Origin of the sequence: Aquirufa sp. (assembly GCF_044377215.1) — a bacterium.
Taxonomy (GTDB): domain Bacteria; phylum Bacteroidota; class Bacteroidia; order Cytophagales; family Spirosomataceae; genus Aquirufa.
This window is the reverse complement of record NZ_JBILJM010000013.1, coordinates 39,564-62,625: the sequence shown is the minus strand read 5'-3', so window position 1 is coordinate 62,625 and position 23,062 is coordinate 39,564. Positions and strand designations below refer to the sequence as shown.

Here is a 23,062-nt window from a genome sequence, read left to right as displayed (position 1 = left end):
ATGTAAGCGGTGTTCGTAATTGTTTGCAACTGACCGTAAACGCCATTCAAAGCTTGTTCGAACTGCGTTTGAGTTTTATAAAATAAATCACGTCCTATTCTTGTAGGATCTGTGGTAGTCAGAAAGTCCTCTTTACACGATATCTGTGTCAAGGAAACGGACAAAATTATAAAAAATGTTATCTTCTTCATGTTTCGATTCGTTATAAGTTAATTTTAATACCAACAGCCAACGTACGTGGAACTGGGTATGATTCGTCATCATTATTCAACTCTGTACCACCTCTAACACCCGCATCAGGATTGTTTCCAGGGTATTTTGTAAATAAGAACAGATTATTCGCAGTAAAGAAAATACGTGCATCACTCAGTGCCGATTTCATTTTAGGTAACGTGTACCCGATGGTTACTGCCTTCAACCAAATATAACTTCCATCGTAAACATAACGCTCACTACTCTCACGAGACCATTTGAAGTAATTTGTTCCTCCTTGAGAATTTTTCGCACCCGGATTCGATCCTGGATTGCTTTCTGAACGCCAGCGGTCCTTTGCTTTAGTTAACACGTTAAACACACCATCCATGTTCATGGTTGAAGCCTCAATGTTTCGATAGATGTCAAAGTTTTGGGCACCAACAAATAAAACATTTATGTCAAAATTACGGTAGTCGGCGGCGCTAGTCCATCCCCATGTAAAATCAGGGTTTGGATTACCAATCTCAACCATATCTTGTGTATCGTATGTAACCACACCGTCACCATTAGTATCTGCAAATTTCATACCTCCTGGAATAACACCATCCTGCTTAGCCCATGCGTCAATTTCAGCTTGGTTGTTAAAAATACCCAGTTTCTTATATCCATAAATCATACCGATCGGACGGCCAACTTTCATTACGTTGTAACCTCCATAAAATGAACCATAGTAAAGCATATCATTTGCTCCTTTGATGGCTAAGATTTTACTGCGATTTACAGATATATTGAAATTAGAACGGAAGTTTACAGAACCAATATTAGAGCGATAATCAGCACTTAACTCGATACCTTTATTTTCCACTTGTCCAATGTTGTCCAAACTGGTCGTAAAACCAGAAACTGCTGGAATAGAAACAGGAAGTAACATGTCATTTGTCAACTTGCGGTAATATTCAAATGTAAATGTTAGCTTATTATTCATAGTCGCTAAATCAAGACCTAAATCGAGTTGGTCTGATTTTTCCCACTTCAATGATGAGTTGGCAAAAGAACTAATCACCTTTCCTGGAGCAAAAGCATTATTTAAAATGTAGTTGTTTAATCCCACGAAAGCTAAACTTGGGTAATTTCCGATGTTGTTGTTACCAGTAACACCCCAACTTGCCCGCAACTTCAAGTCGTTAATGAAAGTTAAATCACGCATGAATGGCTCCTCTGAAACTCTCCAACCGATTGAAGCTGCTGGGAAATCACCAAACTTATTGAATTCACCAAAGCGTGAACTTCCCTCTCTTCTAAAAGAGGCAGATAATAAATATTTGTCTTTATATGAATAGTTTGCACGAGCAAAATAAGCTAAAAGTGTCCAACCATTCTCGTACGAATTAGCTGATCTAATTGACGCCGCGCCAATATAACGTACTAAATCATCTGGAAATGTATTTCCTGAAGCATCTATTCCATACACATTCTCTTCCTGCGAAGTGAAACCAACCAACGCATCTACCTTCTGATTTTCTCCTATTTTAGGATTGTAGGTCAACAATTGATCAAATGAGTAATTGAAAAGACGATCGGTAATATCTCTTGCTGTTGCAATACGTGGTGGAGCACCTGCCGTACCCGAAGCCACCGATGCTCCGATCGTTGATGGAACATACTCCTTAAACGCATTGTAATTTAATTTTGTATTCGCCGAAGTTTTAAACTTCAATGAAGGCAAAATTGTAAACTCAGCAAAAGCATTAGCCAAAACGTCCGCAATATTTCTTTTACGCGTAACATTTTGCAACAAGAATAATGGATTTGGAAAACCAAAAGCACCATCAACTCCACCAATGTATGGTCTCATACTTCCATCTGGATTGTAGATAGGCTCACGTGGATCCATCAACAAAGAACCACCGACCAAAGCACTTCTTCCATCTGTATTCGCGATGTTTTGCTTGGTAATTGTTCCATTAATATTTAAACCCACGTTCAAAAACTTGGTCACTTGACCACCTAGATTACTACGTACAGAAACACGCTCATAACCGGTATTAACAATTGAACCTGTTTCTTTAAAGTATCCAACGGAGAACATCGATTTGATTGTTCCTTTACCTGATGATATGGTTAAGTTGGCATCTGAATAAGGTGCATTGTTATTTAAAATCGCTCCAAACCAATCAGTCGAATGTTTGGTTTGCTCAGGATAACGATACCCTAATGGTACATCATTAATCGTTGGCTCCTGCTTTTTAAAATATCTAAAATTATCTTCGAAAATCTCCTTCTTAAATTGCGCGAATTCAACCCCATTCAAAACAGGTGTTCTACGCGATTGTGGAATATTCTGAATACCATAATCCAACGTAAAATTGATATTCACTTTTCCCTCTTTTGCATTCTTCGTATTGATCAAGACAACACCATTCGATCCACGAGCACCATAAATCGCGGTTGAAGCCGCATCCTTTAGAATCGAAATGCTTTCGATGTCATTTGGATTAAAATTTTGCCCTAAGGAAGTTCCGACTACGAATCCGTCAACAACATACAAAGGATCACTACCAGCACCTAAAGAGCCAATTCCTCGAACACGAACCTCAAAAGCTCCTCCGGGAGCACCCGTTTTTTGCTTCACAGAAACACCGGCAGCTCGCCCTTGCAACATTTGGCTTACGTTATTCGCTGGTTGCTCACCAATATCCTTCATTCCAATCACAGAAATAGCGGAAGTGATGTCTTGCTTTCGTTGAGAACCGTACCCAACAACAACAACCTCAGATAACTCTTGCAAATTATCATCTAAACTAACGTTAATGATTGATCGGTTTCTTACTATTTCCGATCTACTGTTCATGCCAACCGATGAAAAAACCAGGACAGCGGTTGCTCCTGAATTTACTTGGATTGTATAATTCCCATCGGCACCTGTAATACTACCATTGGGGGAACCTTTTACGGTTACGGAAACTCCTGGAATTCCCGAGCCATCAGATGAACTAACCTTTCCTTTCACCTGCATACTTTGTGCAAGTCCTTGGAAAAGCGTTAACATCGTAACTAATGTTAATAGAATTTTTTTCATAGAAATTTAGATTCTTTAAATATGATTAAAAAGTTAACAGCAAAGTAGGCAATTTATCGAAAGGCAACTATCCTATATGGAATAAGGATAGTTATAATATTTATTTAATTTTTACAAAAATAACTTTGAGTGCACTATGCAAATCCAACTAATTGATTTCAAACCTTGCTGACCATCTTTATGTGAGCTGTGGCTAAACTTAAGCATGACAATACCGGTTAATCAATCAAAAACCAGGTGTAGGAATTAGGTGAGATAACAAATTCCAAATCAATATCTTTTGATGGACGTAATGATGTGATTCGTATTGTCCCCTCTTTAGATGTAATTTTTGCTGTCTTTAAAATTCCCGTGTAATATAAAGGCAAGGATATTTTCCGCTTCATTAGCGTATTCGTTGGATTGTATAGCATCACAAAGCCTTTATGAATTCCACTCGGATTTACATGAATAAATCCATCCCAGTCTCTACCATCCGGCCTTCGTAACTGTATCATATCTGCATTTAATACATCACGGTACTTTTTATACCAATCTATCGTTTCTTTAACCATAAGACGCGTCTCCTCGGTATCAAAAAGCCGCGGCCCACGATAACAAGCCTGAACGCCTGCCCCATAATACTGCATCATTAATTGGTGATAATCATCCAAATGATCCTTGAGCGGCTCTAAAACTGACTCAGCATTTCCGCCTTGATAAGCAGTTAATGGCACAAAACCCCAACTCATTGCTGCCGTCTTTTCGATGGTACCGTCATGAATATTTTGGCGATTCAGAATTTTTTGTTGGTCCCTCGACAAACTAAAATTGACCTCCCGATAACCAATGCCGATTTTATGTGTACCGTCCAAAAAATACCAATCGGGAGCATTGATATACACCCCTTTTTCATTGAGCCAACGATATAATTCTTTTTGAATTTCCATTTGCCTCCACTGCGAATCTTTCAATCCCACATGGCCCGGGTGTAAGGTAGATGCACAAACATCACCCGGATAAGGGCCGTCATTCTCCCATATATCAAAACCCGTCTTCGAATAAAACAACTTTATTTTATCGCGGTATGCTAGCCCCCACGGACTTCCAAAACAGGGTGCATTTCCAAAAAATGCCCCACCCGGCTTGCCAGTTTTAGGGTCAATGACGTCATCTGAATCGCTAATTTTCCGACTACTAAACAACGAATATCCACCAATCATAACATTTTTTGCATGCGCATAGTCGGCAAGATTTTTCCAACGCAGTATATTAGTCGCGGTAGAATCCTCCATTTTTAAATGGCTACCAAAACTAAGTATTAACGCTTCATAGCCCGTAGCCACACATTGGTCAATTGCCGTTTTAACTTCCGCATCATTTTTACTGATTAAATGCATAAAAATTGGATTCTGAGTGGTCCAAGGAGCGATTTTTTGATACATTCTTCGGATCATTAATCCTCTTCGCTGTCGGTCATAACTATCCATTAATAATTCATGCGTTCGTGGTGAGTTAAAATCTTCACCTGGTTTTAAGTTAATGCCCGGGGCTTTTTCTGGGTAGATTTCCAATAAGCATGGCGTCTCAAAATTATAATTGACTTGAGATGTATAACTGGGTTCTGTTTTCCAATGCGTGGTTTGATCACTAATATCATACCGCATGGCATTGTTAAATGCATAATTTGTTTCCACATAAATGCCGTGTTGTTTTTTCATTTCCTCGGGCTTCCCTACCACGGCACTCTCTTCCTCTACTAGTCCAAGCACTTCATGAATAACACGGTCCAATTCGATTTTTTGGGTACTTTTATTTTCTATTTTGACCCATTTGATGAGTAATGGTAGGCCATCAACTAGCTCATAATTGACAAAGACATGAATTCCTTTCAGCTCGGCGATTGGTGATGTAAACTCAAACGAAATTTGTTTTCCTGTCGCTTGTTCATGGTTCGATGCCCAGGTTTTTCTTTTCCAAGAAATGAAGGGTTTGATGTCCGAAATTTGAAAACCTATAAATGTAAAATCCTGTGGACCAGCCGTCAGGTCTTTTAACCAATCAGGTCGTAGATAGGCCCGCTCTTTCTGTCCCTCCATGCCACCTACAGCATACATTTTTCCATTCAACACAAGCTTTGCTTCCGGCTGAATAGCCCGTAATAATTGTTGGCCGCTACTTAAATTCAAATACCCATAACATGCCAAATTCTTGCCCACATAAAATTCTCTACGCAAAAGTCCATTGTCTAGAATAATGCGATTACCCTGATGGGTGATATTCGCTTTCTGCTTTATGGGCTTAATTAACCAGTCATTTTCAATTGATTGGAATTGACATTTACTTTCTGCTGAAAAGAAAATAAGTAAAACTGAAAAATATTTTAGTATTTTGGCCGACATTAATTTGGTTTTTATCATGCGAAATATAGGTATTATTTTTTGTTCTCTTTTTCCACTAGTTGGTCTTTTTGCGCGACCAAATCAACCTGAAAATCAAGTAAAAAAGCCGAATATTGTTTGGATTGTCTGCGAAGATATGTCCCCTCATTTAGGTTCTTATGGAGAAAAAGTGGCCAAAACCCCCGTTTTAGATCAGTTGGCAAAAGAGGCCGTACGCTATACCCAAGTATATTCCACGGCTGGTGTTTGCGCTCCAAGCCGCTGCGCTCTAATTACAGGTAATTATCAAACGGCAATTGGTGGACAGCACATGCGCACCTTAGGATTTTCAGCTAATGCCAAAGATGATTACCCTGCAGGTCTAAAACCCTATTCCGCTGTAATTCCAGCGGGTGTGAAATGTTTTTCAGAATACCTGCGCATGGCGGGATATTATTGTACAAACAATGCGAAACAGGATTATCAATTTGAAGCGCCCGTAACGGCATGGGATGAAAGTAGCAAAAAGGCACATTGGCGGAAACGCCCGTCTAAATCACAGCCATTTTTTTCTGTTTTTAATATAGAAACCACCCATGAATCCCAAGTTTGGGCGCGAGAAAAACAGCCACTTTTGGTAGATCCCAAAGACGTACTCGTTCCACCTTACTATCCTGATGATTCCGTCAGCCGGAAAACCATTGCGCGTTTTTTGTCAAATGTGATGGTGATGGACCAACAAGTTGGCGAAATCATCAAGCAATTAAAAGACGATGGCTTGTATGAAGAAAGTATTATATTTTTTTACAGCGATCATGGTGATGGAATGCCTTTTGTAAAAAGGGAATTATCCCAGCGTGGCCTAAAAGTCCCTTTGTTAATTAAATCCCCTCACTTGCCCAAAGGAAAAGTAGATGATCAACTCATTAGTTTTGTTGACATGGGCCCCACCGTCCTTTCTTTAGCGGGCGTAAAAATTCCACAAAAAATACACGGTCAGGCTTTTTTAGGGGGCCAACAAGCAAAGGCAAAACGAAAATACATTTATGCAGCACGTGATCGGATGGATGCTGAGTATGACCGCGTGCGTGCCGTGAGCGACGGGCGATACAAGTACATTCGCAACTACATGCCTGAAAAATCGTATTATCAACCAATTAAATACCGACTACAAAATCCATTAATGACGCATATGTTGGCACTCAAAGCTGCCGGAAAACTAAATGAAACGCAATTAAAATGGTTTAGGCCAACAAAATCAGTAGAGGAATTATTTGATACGCAAAATGACCCGCATGAATTTACTAATTTGGCTTCAGACCCAGCGTATAAAAATAAGTTGGCAGAACTGCGCAAAAAGCATTTGGACTGGGTTTCAAAATATGGCGATCTCGGTGAAATGCCTGAATTAGATATGCTGAAACTTTGGTGGAAGGGAGAAGCTAATCCCCCAAAAACTGACCAAACAAAGGTGGCTATCGTGGCTGGGAAAGCTCAGCTATCATGCCCTACACCCGGCGCATCGATTGGTTATAGAAAGAATTCGAAGGAAACTTGGATGGTATATACCAAACCAATCACGATTAATAAAGGGGATTCGCTTTACGTGATGAGCCACCGAATAGGGTACTCACCCACGGAAATGCGGTTGAAATATTAAAATGGCAATAATTTTTGCAAATTCTTTTTTGTAAACAAATGAGTTAATTGTTTACGAATTTTACGATGAACTAAGCTCAATTTTAGTAGATTTTTCTTTGATTCTTTTTCTTTAGTCAATTCTGTCTTTTAAAAGTTGTAATTGTCTAAATAATAGCTTTTACGCTATAAATTCAAACTAACCAACCTCAAAATGATGCTGTATTTGTACACTTCACTCGGAGTGAAGTAGGCAAGGAATGTAAATAAAATTAAATTATTTAAATTTTATTTAGGGTTTTTTGCAGATTGTCAGACTATATGATTATTCAGACTTATAGTAAGTTTCAATTTTTTTCACATGAATTATAAAGGGCTAGAAGATTACCAATTGGTTTCAGGTTTAAAGCTAGGGAGTACGGCTGCCTTTGAGGAAATCTATTCTAAATATTGGTTTAAGATTTACCGCATAGCCTTCAATCAAACAGGAAATAGAGAGGAAGCAGAAGAATTGGTACAGGAAGTTTTTTTGAGTATTTGGAATAGACGTGAGATATGTTCCATTCAAAATTTAGATCTCTATTTAGTTATTTCTATAAAAAATAAGATTTATGATTTCATACGTTCTAAAATTAGTTTCCGAAAATATCAAGAGTATGTAATTCTAAAAGAAATAGACTTTCATTTTCATACGGAAGAAATTGTTAACTACAATGACTTGAAAGACGCAGTTGAAAAAGTACTCGCACAATTACCCGAAAAAAGTAATCATATATTCAAAAAAAGTCGGTTTGAAAATATGAATACAAAAGAGATTGCTATTCAAATGAACTTAAGTGAGAAGGCGGTAGAGTATCATATTACAAAATCCTTAAAGTTTTTAAAAGAAAATTTAAAAGATTATTCATTGTTAAATTAGAACTATTTATATGACACAGCAAGAGTTTAATTTACTCGCTAATAAATACCTTCAAGGCCATTGTACTGAGGAGGAAGTTAAGCTATTAATGGAGTGGGGTGAAAAAGTAAATAGAGATAATTATTTAACTATTTCTGAATCAGAAAAGATCCAGATTAAGAGTCGGATTTGGAAACATGTCAGTTCAAATATTTCAACAAAAAAACATTCCCTAGCATCAAAAGTATCTATAAGTTTACTAATCGGCATAGCCGCAATTTTCTTGGTTGTATTTCTAGTCAAAAATAACCCTTCAGAAGGTTTAAATTTTAAATCTTTACGATTGGAGGAGGGTATGGAGATGAAAAACATGACGTTGATTGATCAAAAAATTCAATTGAAAGATGGATCAATGGTGATTTTAAAACCTCAAAGTTGCATTGTCTATGGGAGAGATTTTAATCTTAAAAAAAGAGATATATTTTTAAAAGGGCAGGCGTTCTTTCAAGTGAAAAGAAATGTTTCAAAGCCATTTATCGTCCATTCCGGTGATTTAAATTCGGAAGTTTTAGGTACTAGTTTTTGGGTAAAATCGAATGCGAAAAATAACCAAATTGAGGTGTCTGTAACAAGTGGAAAAGTATCCGTTTATTCAAATAAAGTTAGCAACAACAATAATTTAAATGGGGTTATTCTAACGCGAAACCAAAAAGTTGTATTTGATGTAGCTACGAGGACAATTAATCCGACTATTGTAAATAACCCAATACCGAATTTGGCGTCCGATTTTTCTAAGAACCAGCTAATTTTTCAGGCTACTCCGCTTCAAACTGTATTATTGACAATGTCAAAACATTATGGAGTTGAAATAATATCTACTAATCCCAAATCAAATGATTGCCTAATTACGGCAGACTTAAACGGGCTGGCACTATTTACACAATTGGATTTAATATGTAAATCAATTGGGGCCACTTATGAAAAAAGAGGGACTGTTATTTTTATAAAAGGTGATGGATGTAATTAAATAAACAGAAAGGAGAAAATCTCCTTTCTGCTCAATAAGTCAACCCGTAACAAATGCCAATCTGAGGCGGGTTAAATGTTTCAAAATGTAAATTATAAAACTCTTAAATCTATGAAAAAATGTCGATTAAACACTAAAAACTTGCGGCTACTTATGAAAATTACCCTTAGTCAAATTTGCCTAATTTTATTTTGCACGACATTAGCTGTTGCGCATGATTCGAAGGCCCAAGAAGTTTTAAACCGCTCTGTCACTATAACAGGGCAAAATATCAATTTGAAATCAGTCTTGAATCAGATTGAAAAGCAAGTTGATGTCAAATTTGTTTATAGTACCAAGGTTCAGATTGACCAGAAATTGAGCTTGAATTTACAAAAAGCTAAACTTTCGACAGCTTTAAGTGAAATTTTAAATCCAAATTCAATTTCATATGAAGTGATTGAAAATAGAATTTTATTGACAAAATCTAAAGGCGAATCCATAAAGTCAAATCTCCAACCCGATAAACAGGAATATGGTGCAATTTATGTAGACACCAAAACGATTAAAGGAAATATTACGGATGAGAGTGGAAGTTCGATACCCGGAGTCAATATACTTATTAAAGGCACGAATAAAGGCGTAAGCAGTAATGCTGATGGTAGTTTTAGTTTAAATATTGCTGAAGAAAAGGCCGTGCTTGTGTTTAGTTTTGTGGGTTTCGTAACCCAAGAAGTAGCTGTTGGCAGCCGCTCTTCATTAAATATTATCCTAGTTTCCGAAAATAAAGCTTTAACTGAAGTTGTGGTCGTGGGGTATGGAACAGCTAGAGCCAAGGATTTAACTGGTGCCGTGGCCACGATTAATCAAAATACAATTAAAGATTTACCTGTTGCAACGATTGATCAAAAGATGATTGGACAAGTTGCAGGTATGCAAATTCAACAATTATCAGGTCAGCCAGGTGCTGGAACATCTGTTCGTATCCGAGGTAGTGGTTCATTAGGAGCGGGGAATGAGCCTTTGTATGTAATCGATGGAATGCCTTATTCCGCTGGATTAAATCAAGATTTTAATCCCCTTTTATTGATAAATCCAAATGATATTGAGTCCATTTCTGTATTGAAAGATGCTTCATCTACGGCTATATATGGTTCAAGAGGCGCCAATGGTGTCATTATGATTACGACTAAAAAGGGTCAATACGGCAAATTACAAATCAACTTTTCTTCAATGACTGGTATGCAGGATGTACCTCAGAAAGGGCGGCCTGAATTAATGAACCAGCGAGAATTTGTTGAATTGCAGAGAAATAAAATTGACATAGCTGTATTAAGAGCAGAAAATCGAAAAACAACAGTAGCAGATTATCCAGTTGAATATCAAAATATAGACCAATTAGTTGGCAATGGAACGGACTGGTATGATTTATTATTGCAAACCGCCCCCATTCAAGAACACAATTTAAGTATTCAACGAGGAACGCAGGATTCTAAAATAAATGCAAGTTTTGGCTATTTTAAACAAGATGGAGCATTGAAGTTCACAGGCGTCGAGCGATTTACAAGTAAAGTTGGCTTTGAATCTAACCTTAGTAAAACAGTTACTATTGGCGGTTCGCTTCTTAACTCTTTAGTTGATCAGAATCGGACTAATACCAATTCTAGTAGAGATGATGTGATTGGTGTCTCGCTTTGGGCTAATCCGGTAATGTCTCCTTACAATGCGGATGGCCAATTAAATCCATATGTACGATCTCCTCAGAGTAGATATCATTCAGCTTGGAGTTTTGTTAATCCTTTATTCTTATTGCAAAACACGGCCCAAATACAAAAGCAATTTCAAAGTTTGGGATCGGTATTTATCGATTGGAATATCTTACCTGATTTAAAGTTTAAGACATCTTTAAATACGATTTATTCTTCGTCTAGATTCAATCAATTTGTGCCGAGTACAGTTGGCACATCAACAGCCAATGTCCCACCGATTGCTGGCACTGGTAGATCTTCTAATTCAAGGTCTGAAACTTTTGACTGGTTGATTGAGAATACCTTAAATTATAATAAAAGTATCGGTCGTCACCGTATTAATGCGGTTGTGGGTTATACAACGCAACGCAGTAGTACTAGTGGTTTGAACCTAAATGCTTCTCCATATTCAAATGACTTAATACAAACAATCAACGCGGCTCAAGCCATCAGTTCATGGGGTGAAAATGCACAGGAATGGAGTTTAATTTCCTATTTGGGTCGCGCTAATTATTCATTTGCAGACAAATATTTGGTTACAGCAACATTAAGAACGGATGGATCCTCCAGATTTGGTCTTAAAAATAGGTATGCTGCCTTCCCGTCATTTGGTGTTGCATGGCGGATATCTGAAGAAGACTTTTTAAAGGATAGTAAAATTATATCTAGCTTAAAATGGCGAGCTAGTTTAGGTAAAAGTGGAAATAATAATATTGGTAACTATTCTTCTTTAGCTTCCATTAATCCAGGAGCTTATGTATTTGGGGGAAATCAGGTTTCGGCTTCATTCGTTGGCATTTCCAATCCTTTCTTAACATGGGAGGAATCCAATCAGTTTGATACAGGTTTAGATATTGAATTGTTTAACAATCGAGTAAGCTTGATTTTAGACTATTACAATCGGGAAAGTGCAAACATGCTTTTGAATGATGTTATTCCCGCGATTACAGGGTTTAATTCCCAAATTGTAAATAAAGGAACTGTTCGCAATAGGGGTGTTGAGATTTCCTTGAGCGCAAGCCCTATTCAAGGTAAATTTAATTGGGATTTAAACTTAAATGTTGCCGTCAATAGGAACATGGTTCTCTCCCTAAATGAGAATGGTGATCGTGTCTTATCGGGAAATAACGATGGGAATCCTACGCACGTTACAGTTGTAGGTAAACCGATTGGGCAATTTTTCGGTTTCGTATTGGAAGGCTTATATTCAGCTGCCGACATAGCGAACCCTGCCATCATAAAGACAGCGCAAGTGTATGAGGGTAATACAAAATATAAAGATGTTAATGGGGATGGTATAGTTAGTGACTTTCTTGATTATACAATGTTGGGAAGCCCTCATCCTGATTTTATTTTTGGATTTTCAAATAACTTTTCTTACAAAAACTTTAGTTTAGGTGTCATTCTAAACGGTCAGTATGGAGGACAAGTGATGAATGGTTTGAGACAAACAACGGATAATTTACAAGGATTTTTTAATGTAAGTAAAGTTTTTGTAAATCGTTGGCGAAGTGCACAAAACCCAGGTGATCCAATGCTCTATGGTGTGCCCAAATTAACACCTAGTTGGGGCCACCGTGTGAATTCACGTTGGGTGGAAGATGCCTCATTTTTACGTGTTTCAAATGTGACTTTAGGATATTCGATACCATCGAAGGTGGTCCAAAAAACAAAACTTTTTGAGTCATGTCGGATTTATTTGACCTGCAGAAATTTAGCCATGTTTACCAACTATTCAGGAGCTAATCCAGAAGCACAATCTAGGAACGTCGATAATACCTTATCACAAGGATTTGATATGTCATCTTATCCATTGTCGACAACTACATCATTAGGCCTTAACCTATCCTTTTAATTTTAAGAAATAAACTGAATAACAATATGAAAAATTTAATCATTTTAATTTTTGCTCTCATCATATTTAGTGGATGCAAAGATAGTTTCTTAGAGATTTATCCTAAAGCTACGCTAAGTGAAGGCAGTTTTTATAAAACGGATGTCGAGTTTATTTTACTAGCAAACGGATGTTATGTCCCGATGAGAGATTACGAAAAAAATCAGCATTGGATTTTAGCTGAATTAATTTCAGATAATGCAAGTTTTCAAAATAACATTAGAACTGGAGAAGCTTCAAGAGGCGTCATTGATCAATTTGTTTTGGCATCAGATAATACAGTCTATTCAGGTTTTTGGAACTTATCGTATAACGGGATTACACGTTGTAATAAATTACTGAGCGAAATAGATCGTCCAGCTACAGTTTGGTCTAAATTATCATTGAAAGATCGCTGCAAAGCTGAAGCCTCATTTTTGAGAGCTTTGTATTATTTTAATTTAGTAAGACAATTTGGCGGAGTTCCTTTAGTTTTAGAACCTACTACATCGCAAGCTGCTGTCGAAATAAAGAGATCTAAAGACACTCAGGTTTATGATCGAATTATTTTAGATTTAAGAGATGCTGCTGCATCTTTTGCCAAAGCCAAAGATGTAGAGGAAAATGGTCGAGCAAATGAGATGTCAGCTCTAGCCTTATTAGGTAAAGTTTACATGACTATAGGAAACTTTGTAGAGGCTGAAAAAGTATTGAGCACCGTCATGTCGTCTGGAAAATATGCGTTATTACCGGAGTATGCAGACCTATTTAATCCAGCAAAAAAAGATTATAAAGAAACTATTTTTGCTATTCAATATTCTGAAAATAGCCCCGAATTGGCTAATAACTTCATATTTACATTTGCTCCACATACATCTGGAGGCGCAATAACAGGCCGACCTAATATTAATATTATTTCGGCGGGTTGGAATCAACCTACTGATGATCTGATTAATGCTTTTGAAGCAGGAGATAAACGCAAAGCCGTTTCAATCGGAATTTGGAATGGTTTAGACTGGGATAACAAAGTTAAACCCATTCCTTATTGTGCCAAATATAAAGCACCCATTTCCGCACCTGATAACCGCTGTGGCGATAATTTGCCAATTATTCGTTATTCAGATGTATTATTAATGTATGCGGAATCTTTAGTTGAACAAGGAAAAGTTAGCCAAGCAATTCCAAGCATTCAACTAGTTCGAAACAGGGCAGGTCTTTCAAGTCCTATTACGTTAAATGATGCGGCTAGTCTACGTGCTTTAATTGCCAAAGAAAGACAAACTGAATTTTGTTTTGAGAACCAAAGGTGGTATGATTTAAAAAGAACCGGCAAAGCAATAGAGGTGATGACAGCCCACGGCAAAAGAGAAAAATCATCCAAAGTATTTTTGTTTCCTGAATCTTACACCTTAAATTCAAACAAGCTAATCGCTCCATTACCTGTAAGTGAAGTTTCTATTAATAAATTAACTCAAAATCCAGGTTACTAATTAGATACCAATGAAACAAAGAAATCACATCACACGAGCTCTTTTTTTATTCTTTATTGTTGGCTTTAGCTACACGACTTTAGCCCAAAAAGACAAAAAGCCCAATATTCTATATGTTTTAGTAGATCAGTGGAGAGCCCAGTCGGTGGGGTATGCGGGTGATAAAAATGTAATGACACCCCATTTAGATCAATTAGCAAATCAGAGTGTTAATCTGACACATGCCGTTTCCGGGATGCCGGTTTGTTCACCTCATCGTGCCTCATTTTTAACGGGTCAATACCCGTTAACGCACGGCGTTTTTATGAATGATGTTTTGCTAGACACAAACCGCACAAGCATCGGAAAAGTATTCAAAGAAAATGGATACCAAACAGGCTATCTAGGCAAGTGGCATGTGGATGGGCATGGGCGCAGCTCGTATATTCCTGCGAGTCGCCAACAAGGCTTTGATTATTGGAAAGCCTTAGAATGTACGCATGACTACAACAATTCGGCCTATTATGAAGGGAACTCTCCGGTTAAGAAAGTCTGGGAAACCTATGACGCCATCGCGCAAACGCAAGATGTTTGCCAATACCTAAAAAGTCAGACGAAAAAAGATGATCCATTCTTTTTAGTGCTTTCCATCGGATCGCCCCATGACCCTTACCAAACAGCACCAGAAAAATATCGGAAAATGTATGAAAATAAAATCTTCACTATTCGGGATAATGTCCCCGCTGATAAAGTGGAGAAAGTCCAAAATGATCTTCGAGGCTATTATGCACACATGACGGCGATTGATGATTGCATAGGCCAACTTCGTCAAACGCTGAAAGAACAAAACTTAGCCGACAATACGATTATTGTTTTTACGGCAGATCACGGTGATTTAATGGGGTCCCATGGCGCATGGAATAAGCAACAACCCTATGACGAAAGTATTCGAGTTCCTTTTCTTATCCATTATCCGAAAGCCTTTGGACCCAAAGGGAAAAAATCCAGCATACTGATTAATTCGCCAGACATTATGCCCACGCTCCTCGGACTTACCGGAATCAATGTTCCCAAATCAGTTGAGGGTAAAGATTTTGCACCCATATTACTCGGTAAAAAGAAAAATGATGTAACCCATACTTTAATTTCCTGCGTGCAACCATTTGGTCAATGGACACGCGCAAGAGGAGGCAAAGAATACCGAGGCCTAATGACTGAAAATTATACCTACGTGCGAGATTTAAATGGGCCATGGCTATTGTTTGATCGAACAAAAGACCCTTTTCAACTAAATAACTTAGTTGGCCAACCCGCAGTCGCCGCCATTCAAACCAAATTAGACATCGATTTATTAAACGAATTAAAAAAGCGCAAAGATGAATTTTTACCCGGGTTAAGCTATGTGAAAAAATGGAATTATGTAATCGATGCGACTGAAACCGTACCTTATGTAAAAATCAATTACCAGGGATTACCTATTTTAGACACATCATCTGGATATCCTAGCCCCAAATAAAACAAATGAAGTACCTATCACACGCTATGTTTACAAAAAAATTCATCAAGCCTTTAGGCTTTTCATTTGCATTTTGTGTTTATTTTTTCGCTGCACATGTAGCAGAAGCGCAATCCAAAAAGCCCAATATAATATTTATTCTAACGGATGATCAACGCGCTGATGCGATGGGCTATGCGGGAAATAAAATTATCAAAACGCCCGAAATGGATAAATTGGCCAGCCAAGGAATCTATTTTAAAAATGCATTTGTTACCACGCCCATTTGTGCGGCTAGTCGGGCAAGTATTTTAACCGGTTTGTATGAAAGAACACATTTATATACGTTCCAACAAGGCAACCTAAAACAAGGTTATGCGGATAATTCGTACCCCGTTTTATTAAAAAAGGCAGGATATTACACGGGATTTTTTGGAAAATTTGGGGTGGAATATCCCCTATTTAAGTCCATGTTTGATGAGGGCGAAAATTATGATCGAAATACAAAATACAAGGATTATCGGGGGTATTTCTACAAGACCCTTGGAAAAGACAGCGTTCATTTAACCCGATATACGGCGCAAAAAGCAATGGATTTTATTTCAAATGCGCCCGACGATAAACCTTTTTGCCTGTCGTTAAGCTTCAGTGCACCGCATGCACATGATCCTGCAGTAGATCAGTATTTTTGGCAACCGGAAGTGGATTCTTTATACAAAGACGTTGTTATTCCACCGCCCATTATGGGCTCCGATGCCGATTTCATGGCCCAACCAGCCTATGTACGAAACGGCGAAAATCATACCCGTTGGCTATGGCGCTTCGATACCCCCGAAAAATACCAGAAAAGCGTCAAAGGATATTATCGAATGATTTCGGGTATAGATTTAGAGATAGGCAAAATTCGCCGACTGCTCGCCGAAAAAGGCTTGGATAAAAACACAATCATTATCTTTTTGGGGGATAATGGATACTTTTTAGGGGAGCGCCAACTGGCCGATAAGTGGCTTATGTATGATCGTTCTTTGCGTGTTCCCATGATGATTTATGATCCAAGAAATCCGAAACATCGTGTGATCGAAGACGAGGTTTTGAATATTGATATTGCACCTACCATTTTTGGATTTGCGGGAGTAGGCCAACCGTCCTCGTGGCAAGGAATAAATTTATCGGGGTACACCAAAGCCGCTTCGCCTGCAAAATCGAGAGTTGAATTTTTATGTGAACATTTGTGGAAAGTGGATATAATTGCCGCCAGTGAGGGATTTAGGACTAAAAAATGGAAATATTTCCGTTACCGCGATGACGTAGCGCATGAAGAGTTATATGACCTTTCGAAAGACCCTTTGGAAAAAAACAACCTCATCAACAACCCAAAATACAAGTCGGTGGCATTAAGTATGCGCCAAAAAATGCAGAAAAAGATAACGGATTTGGAGAAAAGCAGATTACCGAATTAGGCGATTATTTTTTATACCTAGGAATCAGTTAAAAAATCATTTTTTCCATTGTTCTAGCTCTGAAATTTCCCCGGTAGTTTTATGTTTTAAAATCGTCTTTTTATCACCATTAGGAAGAATTTCTTCTTTAATAAGCCAATGCTCAGCATCGTAAGATTGGTAAACTGACGGCTTTTGAAGACCCCGTTGGCCCCGCCATAGCGGCAATTTCACTGGCTCCCACATTTTTGTTTTCGCGGAGGCGTAGGCTGCATCCAAAATTGCATTGACTACGTAGCCATCATAAAACGTTTCGCGAGGAGTCGTTCCTTGCTCATACGCATCAAACATGTCATTAAACATGTTTGGGTAACCTAATTCATGTGCTTCATCGCCAACTGGAAATTGCCAGCCCGAAGAACTTTCAGCCTTTTCGGCCACATAATGGTCCCCCACCCCACTGGTAAACATCTCAAAACCGGTGCGTAAAAATGAATTGACCCAGATGGTTCCTTCCGTACCCATGACCTCATCCCGCAAATCCATACCGCCACGAAAAGTCCACGAAACCTCAAACTGACCAATGGCCCCATTTTCATATTTTACCAAACCAATGGCATGATCCTCCGCATCGATCGGCTTTACTTGCGTGTCTGCCCAGCACATCACCTCCACAGGTAAAACATCCTTCCCAATGAAATTGCGCGCAATCTCAACACAATGACAACCTAAATCCAACATCGCTCCCCCACCCGCTTTTTCCAAATCCCAAAACCAGTCGGCATGCGGCCCTGGATGTGTCTCTCGCGATTTTGCCCATAAAATTCGGCCAATAGCCCCCTCTTGGACACTTTTTAATGACTTTAAAAATTTGGGTGTATAACATAAATCTTCCAAATAACCGGCAAAAATCCCGGCTTCCTCACAGGCTTGCGTCATCCGAAGAGCCTCCTCAGCCGTCCGACCGAGCGGTTTGGTGCACAGTACAGCCTTTTTGTGTTTGACACAAAGCATGACCGCTTCCTCATGCAAAAAATTAGGCAAAGCAATCACCACAAATTCTGAGTCCGCGTGCGCAATCGCTGCTTCCATATCGGTCAAAAAAACAGGAACAGCATAATCCTTAGCAAAACGAATGGCCGTTTCTTCCTTACGCGCATAGACGACTGAAACGTGGTCCCGGCCGCGCCGACCGCTCAATGAATCCGCATAAAAACGCCCAATGAACCCACCTCCTAGAATACAAACTTTTGCCATGTTAGGTAATATTTAATGTAATTTCTTTTTCTTTAATTAAAAAATCTGCCTGCGTAACCGCACGCTTACCCGAGGCGATAATCGCATCATCTTGCACCACCGATACGGGCGTAATGCAGGAATCATTTTTCTCACGAAACGGCTTATTATAGGCCAAATTATACGCAGAAATTACGGACCAGCGCGCCGTTTCCGACAGATTTGCTTCTGAGCGATGTAATAGGTTAGGGTGAAAAAATAAGGCATCCCCCGCTTTTAATTCACAATAAACGCGTTCCGAAATCTTTTCTGCCTCCCGGACAAAATCCATATCTGCTCCCTGCTGCTCCCCCGCAAAAGCATGCTCAAATCGCTGCATTTTATGCGTTCCTTTTAAAACTTGTAAACACCCGTTTTCAATGGTCGCATCTGTCAGCGCCACCATCACCGAAATCATCGCATCAGGAAATAAAAAACCATTTTTGTACCAATAGCCATAATCCTGATGCCATTCCCACGCACCGCCAATTTTAGGTGCTTTTTGCATCACCTTGGAATGAAAATGACACACCTCACCAGCTCCCAATAAATCCTGAACTGCATGGACCATCCGTGCACAGCGTGACATCAAGCCGAAAGAATCATCCCCCGCATGAAACCAGAGCGTCAACTTCGTTTTTTTACCATCTTGGTCATTTAGATCAAAGGCATTTTTGCCCACCGACTCATCGGTAGCAACTTGAAATAAAATTTGAATTTCTTCTTGCGAAAAGAATTGTGGGACCTGAACAAAACCATCCCGATGATAGGCTTCCGTTTGTAAATCACTGAGCATGTTGATAGGTTTAGAAATTTTCTACTAAATTTATTTAATAAATTAGCTAAATCACAAATTTAACGCCTCTTATCTATTTTGATCCCAACTATGAAATACCTGCTAAGTCATTTAATCAGGCGCAAACAAAGGCCTGCTACTTTAAAAACCGAGTTTTCATTTCATTATTCTGCCCTAGCATTCCTAGGTTTTTTCTTTTTCATGTTGACCGGAGTACTTCAAGCACAAAACCTCCGTGTAGGTGCTGCGCTCAGAATTATCACACCAAACCCATTATTGCCCGTCTCGGGGGGCATTGGCGTTCCTCATCCAGTTACCGAAAAACGCGGAGATTTATTTGTCCGCGCCATGGTATTTGAGCAAGGAACACAGCGTTTTGCCATTGTTAATATTGACAATTTAGGTTGGACTTCCATCTTAGGAAATCGTTCGCGAGCCCTGATTAAGGGCATCCTCCCCGAAAATATCTTGATTGGTGCCACACATACTCACAGCGCTCCCGATGCCTATGGATTTCCCGATGCATCAGGAAAAAGCTATGCAGATTTAGCCTATTTGGATTGGTGTGTCCAGCAAATTGCTGATGCGGTTAATGAGGCCACAACCACCTTGCAGCCTGCCACATTAAAAGTTGGCATGGGCGAAGCAAAAGGTAAAATAGCCTATAATTATTACGCGCCTGCCCTTTATGACCCACGATGTGGTGTTATTCAAGCAATTGCAAGTTCGGGTCCACGGATGGGAAAGCCCATCGCGACGCTTGTCAATTATGCCGTACATCCGGAGGTTTTGGGCAACTCAAGAGGCATTTTGAGTCCAGATATGATAGGTCCCATGTATCAAAAAATCGAGGAGACGATTGGAGGAATTGCGCTGTTTATGAATGGAGCTCAAGGAGGAATGGTCACGGCGGATACGCGATTAACGTATGTGAAAGAGGGCCAACAACAGAAAGAGGCGAATGATTGGGCGGAATGCATTCGAATTGGGGAACTTTTAGCCACGGAAGCTATGCGAATTGTTTCGGAAGCACCCGTTCTGAAAAACCCGACAATTTATTGTACCTCTCGGAAATTGGAATTCCCCATTGACTCCGAAATCATGCGTTATATTTTGAAAAAATCGCCATTGAAATTCGTAGGGGGAAAAGAAAATTTCGTAACAACGCAGTTAAATCTGTTGAATATTGGACCCGCTCAAATTTTAACAGTTCCCGGCGAGGCCTTACCCAATGTGGGCTATTACGTCAAACGAAATATGAATACCAAAATGCCATTTCTTTTTGGATTAACGAATGACGCCTTTGGGTATATGTTGGCCAAAGTCGATTTTAATTCATTCAAACGCTATGAATATGTATCACAAACTTCCTTGGGTGAAATGACAGCAGAAATTTATATGGAACAAGCCCTGAAATTAGTTAAAGAGAGTCCTAAACCACAAGATCCATGAGTTTGAAATCGCTTGGATTTTTTTAATTTACACGTAATATGCATGCTAAAATTAGCTAATTACCTAGCCATCATACCGACTAGACGCCCAAATACATACCCTTTAAAATTAGTGCGATGAAAAACACGTTTGGAATTATTTTATTGTTTTTAAGTACCTATGGTTTCGGTCAAAAAAAATCAGCCCAACCTATTTATGTAGATCAGCCATTCAAACAAGATTACAGCATCAAATATTTTGCTAAAGACAGCCAAATAGCGTTAAAATCAGCCTTTTCAGACCGCAATGCTGGGATAAAAGTTTGGGGCTCCGCTGGATTAATGCTTCCCCATGATGGCCAGTTTTTATATCCGGGAAGTTTAGGCGTGGATCAACGGAATCGTACCAGTAGCACCAAGAAAATTCAGAGTCTATCCGTTTATGAAAATCAATTTGTTTTCATGGATGATAAAGCCATTTTTAGTCATGCGTGGGCAGGCACATTATATTCGACACACCAATTACCAAAAGCCCACATCATCGCTGGAGGAAAAGATTTTACATTTTTGATCAGTGATGGAACGGAATTACATTTGGTTAAAAATTCAAAAACGCTTTTTAAAACCCAGATAAGCGACGATACCGTATTAGCCATTCGGCATGATCCAACGGCTGGACATTTTTGGGTATTAACAACGCGCGGATTACACCGTCTTGATCCTTCATCAAGCCAACTAACCTTATGGACGTCGGGTAAAAATTTCACTGCTTTTGACATACAAGCAAACGTAGGAATTATAGGTACGACCGAAGGCTATTTTAAAATTGATTTGTTGACTCAAAAACAAGGTGAGCTCCAACAAAAAATTCCGGTAAAATCTATAACCGCAGTTAAGATTAGTGGTGATAAAGTTTGGTTTGGCTCCAAGAATGGGGCATTTGCTTTGCGAAAAGATGGCAAATTCGATTACTACCAAGGGGAGCGCTGGCTTACAGGTAACCACGTTACTGCTATTTCGGAGGGACCTAAAAATTCAATTTTAATTTTGAGTAATACAGGATTGAGTCAGATTTGTTTTAAGTCGATGACCTTACATGAAAAAGCCATGTATTATGAGGCTCAAGTGCGAGAAAGGCACATTCGCCATGGATTTAATGCCCATCTAAACGGAATGGATCATGGAAATGTCAACACAGGTTATTTATCAGATTCGGATAACGATGGCTTATGGACATCGATGTATTTGGGTGGAGAAATATTCAGGTATGCAGTTACTAAAGAAGCGGAGGCATTGGCAAATATACGTGAGGCATTTGAGTCTATGGAACGATTGTACACCGTAAATCCTGTCCCTGGATTTCCTGCTCGATCTTATGAAAGACGCGGTTTTATTTCGCAACTATCAGATCCTGAACGCTGGCAACATTCACCTGAACCTGAATGGGATTGGAAATCGACAACCTCCTCAGATGAGGTAATTGGCCATATTTTTGCTTTTGGTGCGCTCGCCGAACTCGTAGATGTTCCGGATCTTAAAAAACGTTCAATTGTCTTGATAGATACGTTGATGTCGCACATCATCAAAAACAATATGTACCTCATTGATTTCGATGGAAAACCCACCCTTTGGGGAAAATGGAATCCGGACTATGTGAATGGATTTTCCATTCATGTGGGGGACCGCAAGCTCAATTCATCCAATATCGTAGCAATGTTGCAAACAGCCTATCGATTTACGAAAAAACCGATTTACAAACAAAAGGCCTTCGAACTCATGCAAAAATATGGGTATTATGAAAATTTAATGCGACCAATGAAAGAAATTGGTCATGCACCCACAAACGCAGATCCACATGCCCAAAACCTTTCGGATGGTTGGAATCATTCCGACGATGAAATGTATTTTGTTGGCTACTGGGGTTTATATCGCTATGCATTAAATGATACATTGAAAGCTAGTTTTAAGCAATCAATTCTGGATCATTGGGAAATTGAACGGCCTGAAAAAGAAGGTGCTTGGAATATTTTTACGGCCCTGACAGGGACGCAAAAATTTGATTTAGACGAAGCGGCTTGGTATTTACGTGAACATCCGCTTGACTTAGTGGATTGGGCCATAGAAAATAGCCACAGGGGTGACATAGAAAAATTAGAACCAAATTTTCGAAATCAAACAACCAAACATGTTTTGCCTCCAGATGAGCGACCTATTCAACGCCACAATGGAAATATGTTTACAATGGATTATACACGAAGCAATGGAGATTCAGAGCATAGTGCCGGTGATATTTGGTTATTGCCTTACTGGATGGGCAGGTATTTAAACGTAATCAGCGCGCCAAAACAGAAAAAATAGTTT

The 23,062-nt window shown here is 39.0% G+C and carries 13 protein-coding genes and 1 pseudogene; 9 read left to right on the top strand and 5 right to left on the bottom strand.

The window, feature by feature from the left end:
* The 3 genes and pseudogenes from ACIQ6T_RS06020 to ACIQ6T_RS06010 form a co-directional block, all read right to left on the bottom strand.
* Window positions 1-191 (bottom strand): annotated as a pseudogene (locus tag ACIQ6T_RS06020) (RagB/SusD family nutrient uptake outer membrane protein); the annotation flags it as partial.
* Between the two features lie 11 nt (window positions 192-202).
* Entirely contained in the window at window positions 203-3,274 is a 3,072-nt protein-coding gene (locus ACIQ6T_RS06015; RefSeq protein ID WP_395785009.1) for a SusC/RagA family TonB-linked outer membrane protein, read from the bottom strand.
* Between the two features lie 218 nt (window positions 3,275-3,492).
* Window positions 3,493-5,655 (bottom strand): alpha-galactosidase, encoded by a 2,163-nt coding sequence (locus ACIQ6T_RS06010; RefSeq protein WP_395785008.1) that lies wholly within the window; start codon window positions 5,653-5,655, stop codon window positions 3,493-3,495.
* 16 nt (window positions 5,656-5,671) lie between these two features.
* On the opposite strand from ACIQ6T_RS06010, the gene ACIQ6T_RS06005 reads away from it, so the two are divergent.
* The 7 genes from ACIQ6T_RS06005 to ACIQ6T_RS05975 all read left to right on the top strand — a co-directional run bounded on the left by ACIQ6T_RS06005 (window position 5,672) and on the right by ACIQ6T_RS05975 (window position 17,221).
* Window positions 5,672-7,294 (top strand): sulfatase, encoded by a 1,623-nt coding sequence (locus ACIQ6T_RS06005; protein WP_395785007.1) that lies wholly within the window; start codon window positions 5,672-5,674, stop codon window positions 7,292-7,294.
* 339 nt (window positions 7,295-7,633) lie between these two features.
* Window positions 7,634-8,191: an RNA polymerase sigma-70 factor gene (locus ACIQ6T_RS06000; protein ID WP_395785006.1), complete on the top strand. Its 558-nt coding sequence runs from the start codon at window positions 7,634-7,636 to the stop codon at window positions 8,189-8,191.
* A gap of 10 nt (window positions 8,192-8,201) precedes the next feature.
* Complete coding sequence (locus ACIQ6T_RS05995) at window positions 8,202-9,197, top strand: FecR family protein (RefSeq protein WP_395785005.1); 996 nt, start codon at window positions 8,202-8,204, stop codon at window positions 9,195-9,197.
* A 153-nt stretch (window positions 9,198-9,350) separates the two neighbouring features.
* Window positions 9,351-12,779: a TonB-dependent receptor gene (locus ACIQ6T_RS05990; RefSeq protein WP_395785004.1), complete on the top strand. Its 3,429-nt coding sequence runs from the start codon at window positions 9,351-9,353 to the stop codon at window positions 12,777-12,779.
* 26 nt (window positions 12,780-12,805) lie between these two features.
* Complete coding sequence (locus ACIQ6T_RS05985) at window positions 12,806-14,287, top strand: RagB/SusD family nutrient uptake outer membrane protein (RefSeq protein ID WP_395785003.1); 1,482 nt, start codon at window positions 12,806-12,808, stop codon at window positions 14,285-14,287.
* A 10-nt stretch (window positions 14,288-14,297) separates the two neighbouring features.
* The gene (locus ACIQ6T_RS05980; RefSeq protein ID WP_395785002.1) at window positions 14,298-15,782 is read left to right on the top strand and encodes a sulfatase; all 1,485 of its coding nucleotides are present in this window, start codon (window positions 14,298-14,300) and stop codon (window positions 15,780-15,782) included.
* 5 nt (window positions 15,783-15,787) lie between these two features.
* A complete protein-coding gene (locus ACIQ6T_RS05975; protein WP_395785001.1) occupies window positions 15,788-17,221 on the top strand; it encodes a sulfatase in 1,434 nt (477 codons plus the stop codon).
* 36 nt (window positions 17,222-17,257) lie between these two features.
* On the opposite strand, the gene ACIQ6T_RS05970 is transcribed toward ACIQ6T_RS05975, so the two are convergent.
* Both ACIQ6T_RS05970 and ACIQ6T_RS05965 read right to left on the bottom strand, forming a co-directional pair.
* Window positions 17,258-18,457, bottom strand: a complete 1,200-nt coding sequence (locus ACIQ6T_RS05970; RefSeq protein ID WP_395785000.1) for a Gfo/Idh/MocA family protein — start codon at window positions 18,455-18,457, stop codon at window positions 17,258-17,260.
* Between the two features lies 1 nt (window position 18,458).
* Window positions 18,459-19,271 carry a phytanoyl-CoA dioxygenase family protein gene (locus ACIQ6T_RS05965; RefSeq protein ID WP_395784999.1) on the bottom strand — a complete coding sequence of 271 codons (813 nt, stop codon included), beginning with the start codon at window positions 19,269-19,271 and terminating at the stop codon, window positions 18,459-18,461.
* Between the two features lie 201 nt (window positions 19,272-19,472).
* Here ACIQ6T_RS05965 and ACIQ6T_RS05960 point away from each other — a divergent pair, with 201 nt between their 5' ends.
* Together ACIQ6T_RS05960 and ACIQ6T_RS05955 are read left to right on the top strand one after the other, a co-directional pair.
* Window positions 19,473-20,723, top strand: a complete 1,251-nt coding sequence (locus tag ACIQ6T_RS05960) for a hypothetical protein (protein WP_395784998.1) — start codon at window positions 19,473-19,475, stop codon at window positions 20,721-20,723.
* 116 nt (window positions 20,724-20,839) lie between these two features.
* Complete coding sequence (locus ACIQ6T_RS05955; protein WP_395784997.1) at window positions 20,840-23,059, top strand: hypothetical protein; 2,220 nt, start codon at window positions 20,840-20,842, stop codon at window positions 23,057-23,059.
* Window positions 23,060-23,062 lie beyond the last annotated feature (3 nt).

Bases quoted from the DNA above. Each gene is read 5' to 3' on its own strand.
- ACIQ6T_RS06015 (WP_395785009.1), bottom strand. From the start codon at position 3,274: ATGAAAAAAATTCTATTAACATTAGTTACGATGTTAACGCTTTTCCAA.
- ACIQ6T_RS06010 (WP_395785008.1), bottom strand. From the start codon at position 5,655: ATGTCGGCCAAAATACTAAAATATTTTTCAGTTTTACTTATTTTCTTT.
- ACIQ6T_RS06005 (WP_395785007.1), top strand. From the start codon at position 5,672: ATGCGAAATATAGGTATTATTTTTTGTTCTCTTTTTCCACTAGTTGGT.
- ACIQ6T_RS06000 (WP_395785006.1), top strand. From the start codon at position 7,634: ATGAATTATAAAGGGCTAGAAGATTACCAATTGGTTTCAGGTTTAAAG.
- ACIQ6T_RS05995 (WP_395785005.1), top strand. From the start codon at position 8,202: ATGACACAGCAAGAGTTTAATTTACTCGCTAATAAATACCTTCAAGGC.
- ACIQ6T_RS05990 (WP_395785004.1), top strand. From the start codon at position 9,351: ATGAAAATTACCCTTAGTCAAATTTGCCTAATTTTATTTTGCACGACA.
- ACIQ6T_RS05985 (WP_395785003.1), top strand. From the start codon at position 12,806: ATGAAAAATTTAATCATTTTAATTTTTGCTCTCATCATATTTAGTGGA.
- ACIQ6T_RS05980 (WP_395785002.1), top strand. From the start codon at position 14,298: ATGAAACAAAGAAATCACATCACACGAGCTCTTTTTTTATTCTTTATT.
- ACIQ6T_RS05975 (WP_395785001.1), top strand. From the start codon at position 15,788: ATGAAGTACCTATCACACGCTATGTTTACAAAAAAATTCATCAAGCCT.
- ACIQ6T_RS05970 (WP_395785000.1), bottom strand. From the start codon at position 18,457: ATGGCAAAAGTTTGTATTCTAGGAGGTGGGTTCATTGGGCGTTTTTAT.
- ACIQ6T_RS05965 (WP_395784999.1), bottom strand. From the start codon at position 19,271: ATGCTCAGTGATTTACAAACGGAAGCCTATCATCGGGATGGTTTTGTT.
- ACIQ6T_RS05960 (WP_395784998.1), top strand. From the start codon at position 19,473: ATGTTGACCGGAGTACTTCAAGCACAAAACCTCCGTGTAGGTGCTGCG.
- ACIQ6T_RS05955 (WP_395784997.1), top strand. From the start codon at position 20,840: ATGAAAAACACGTTTGGAATTATTTTATTGTTTTTAAGTACCTATGGT.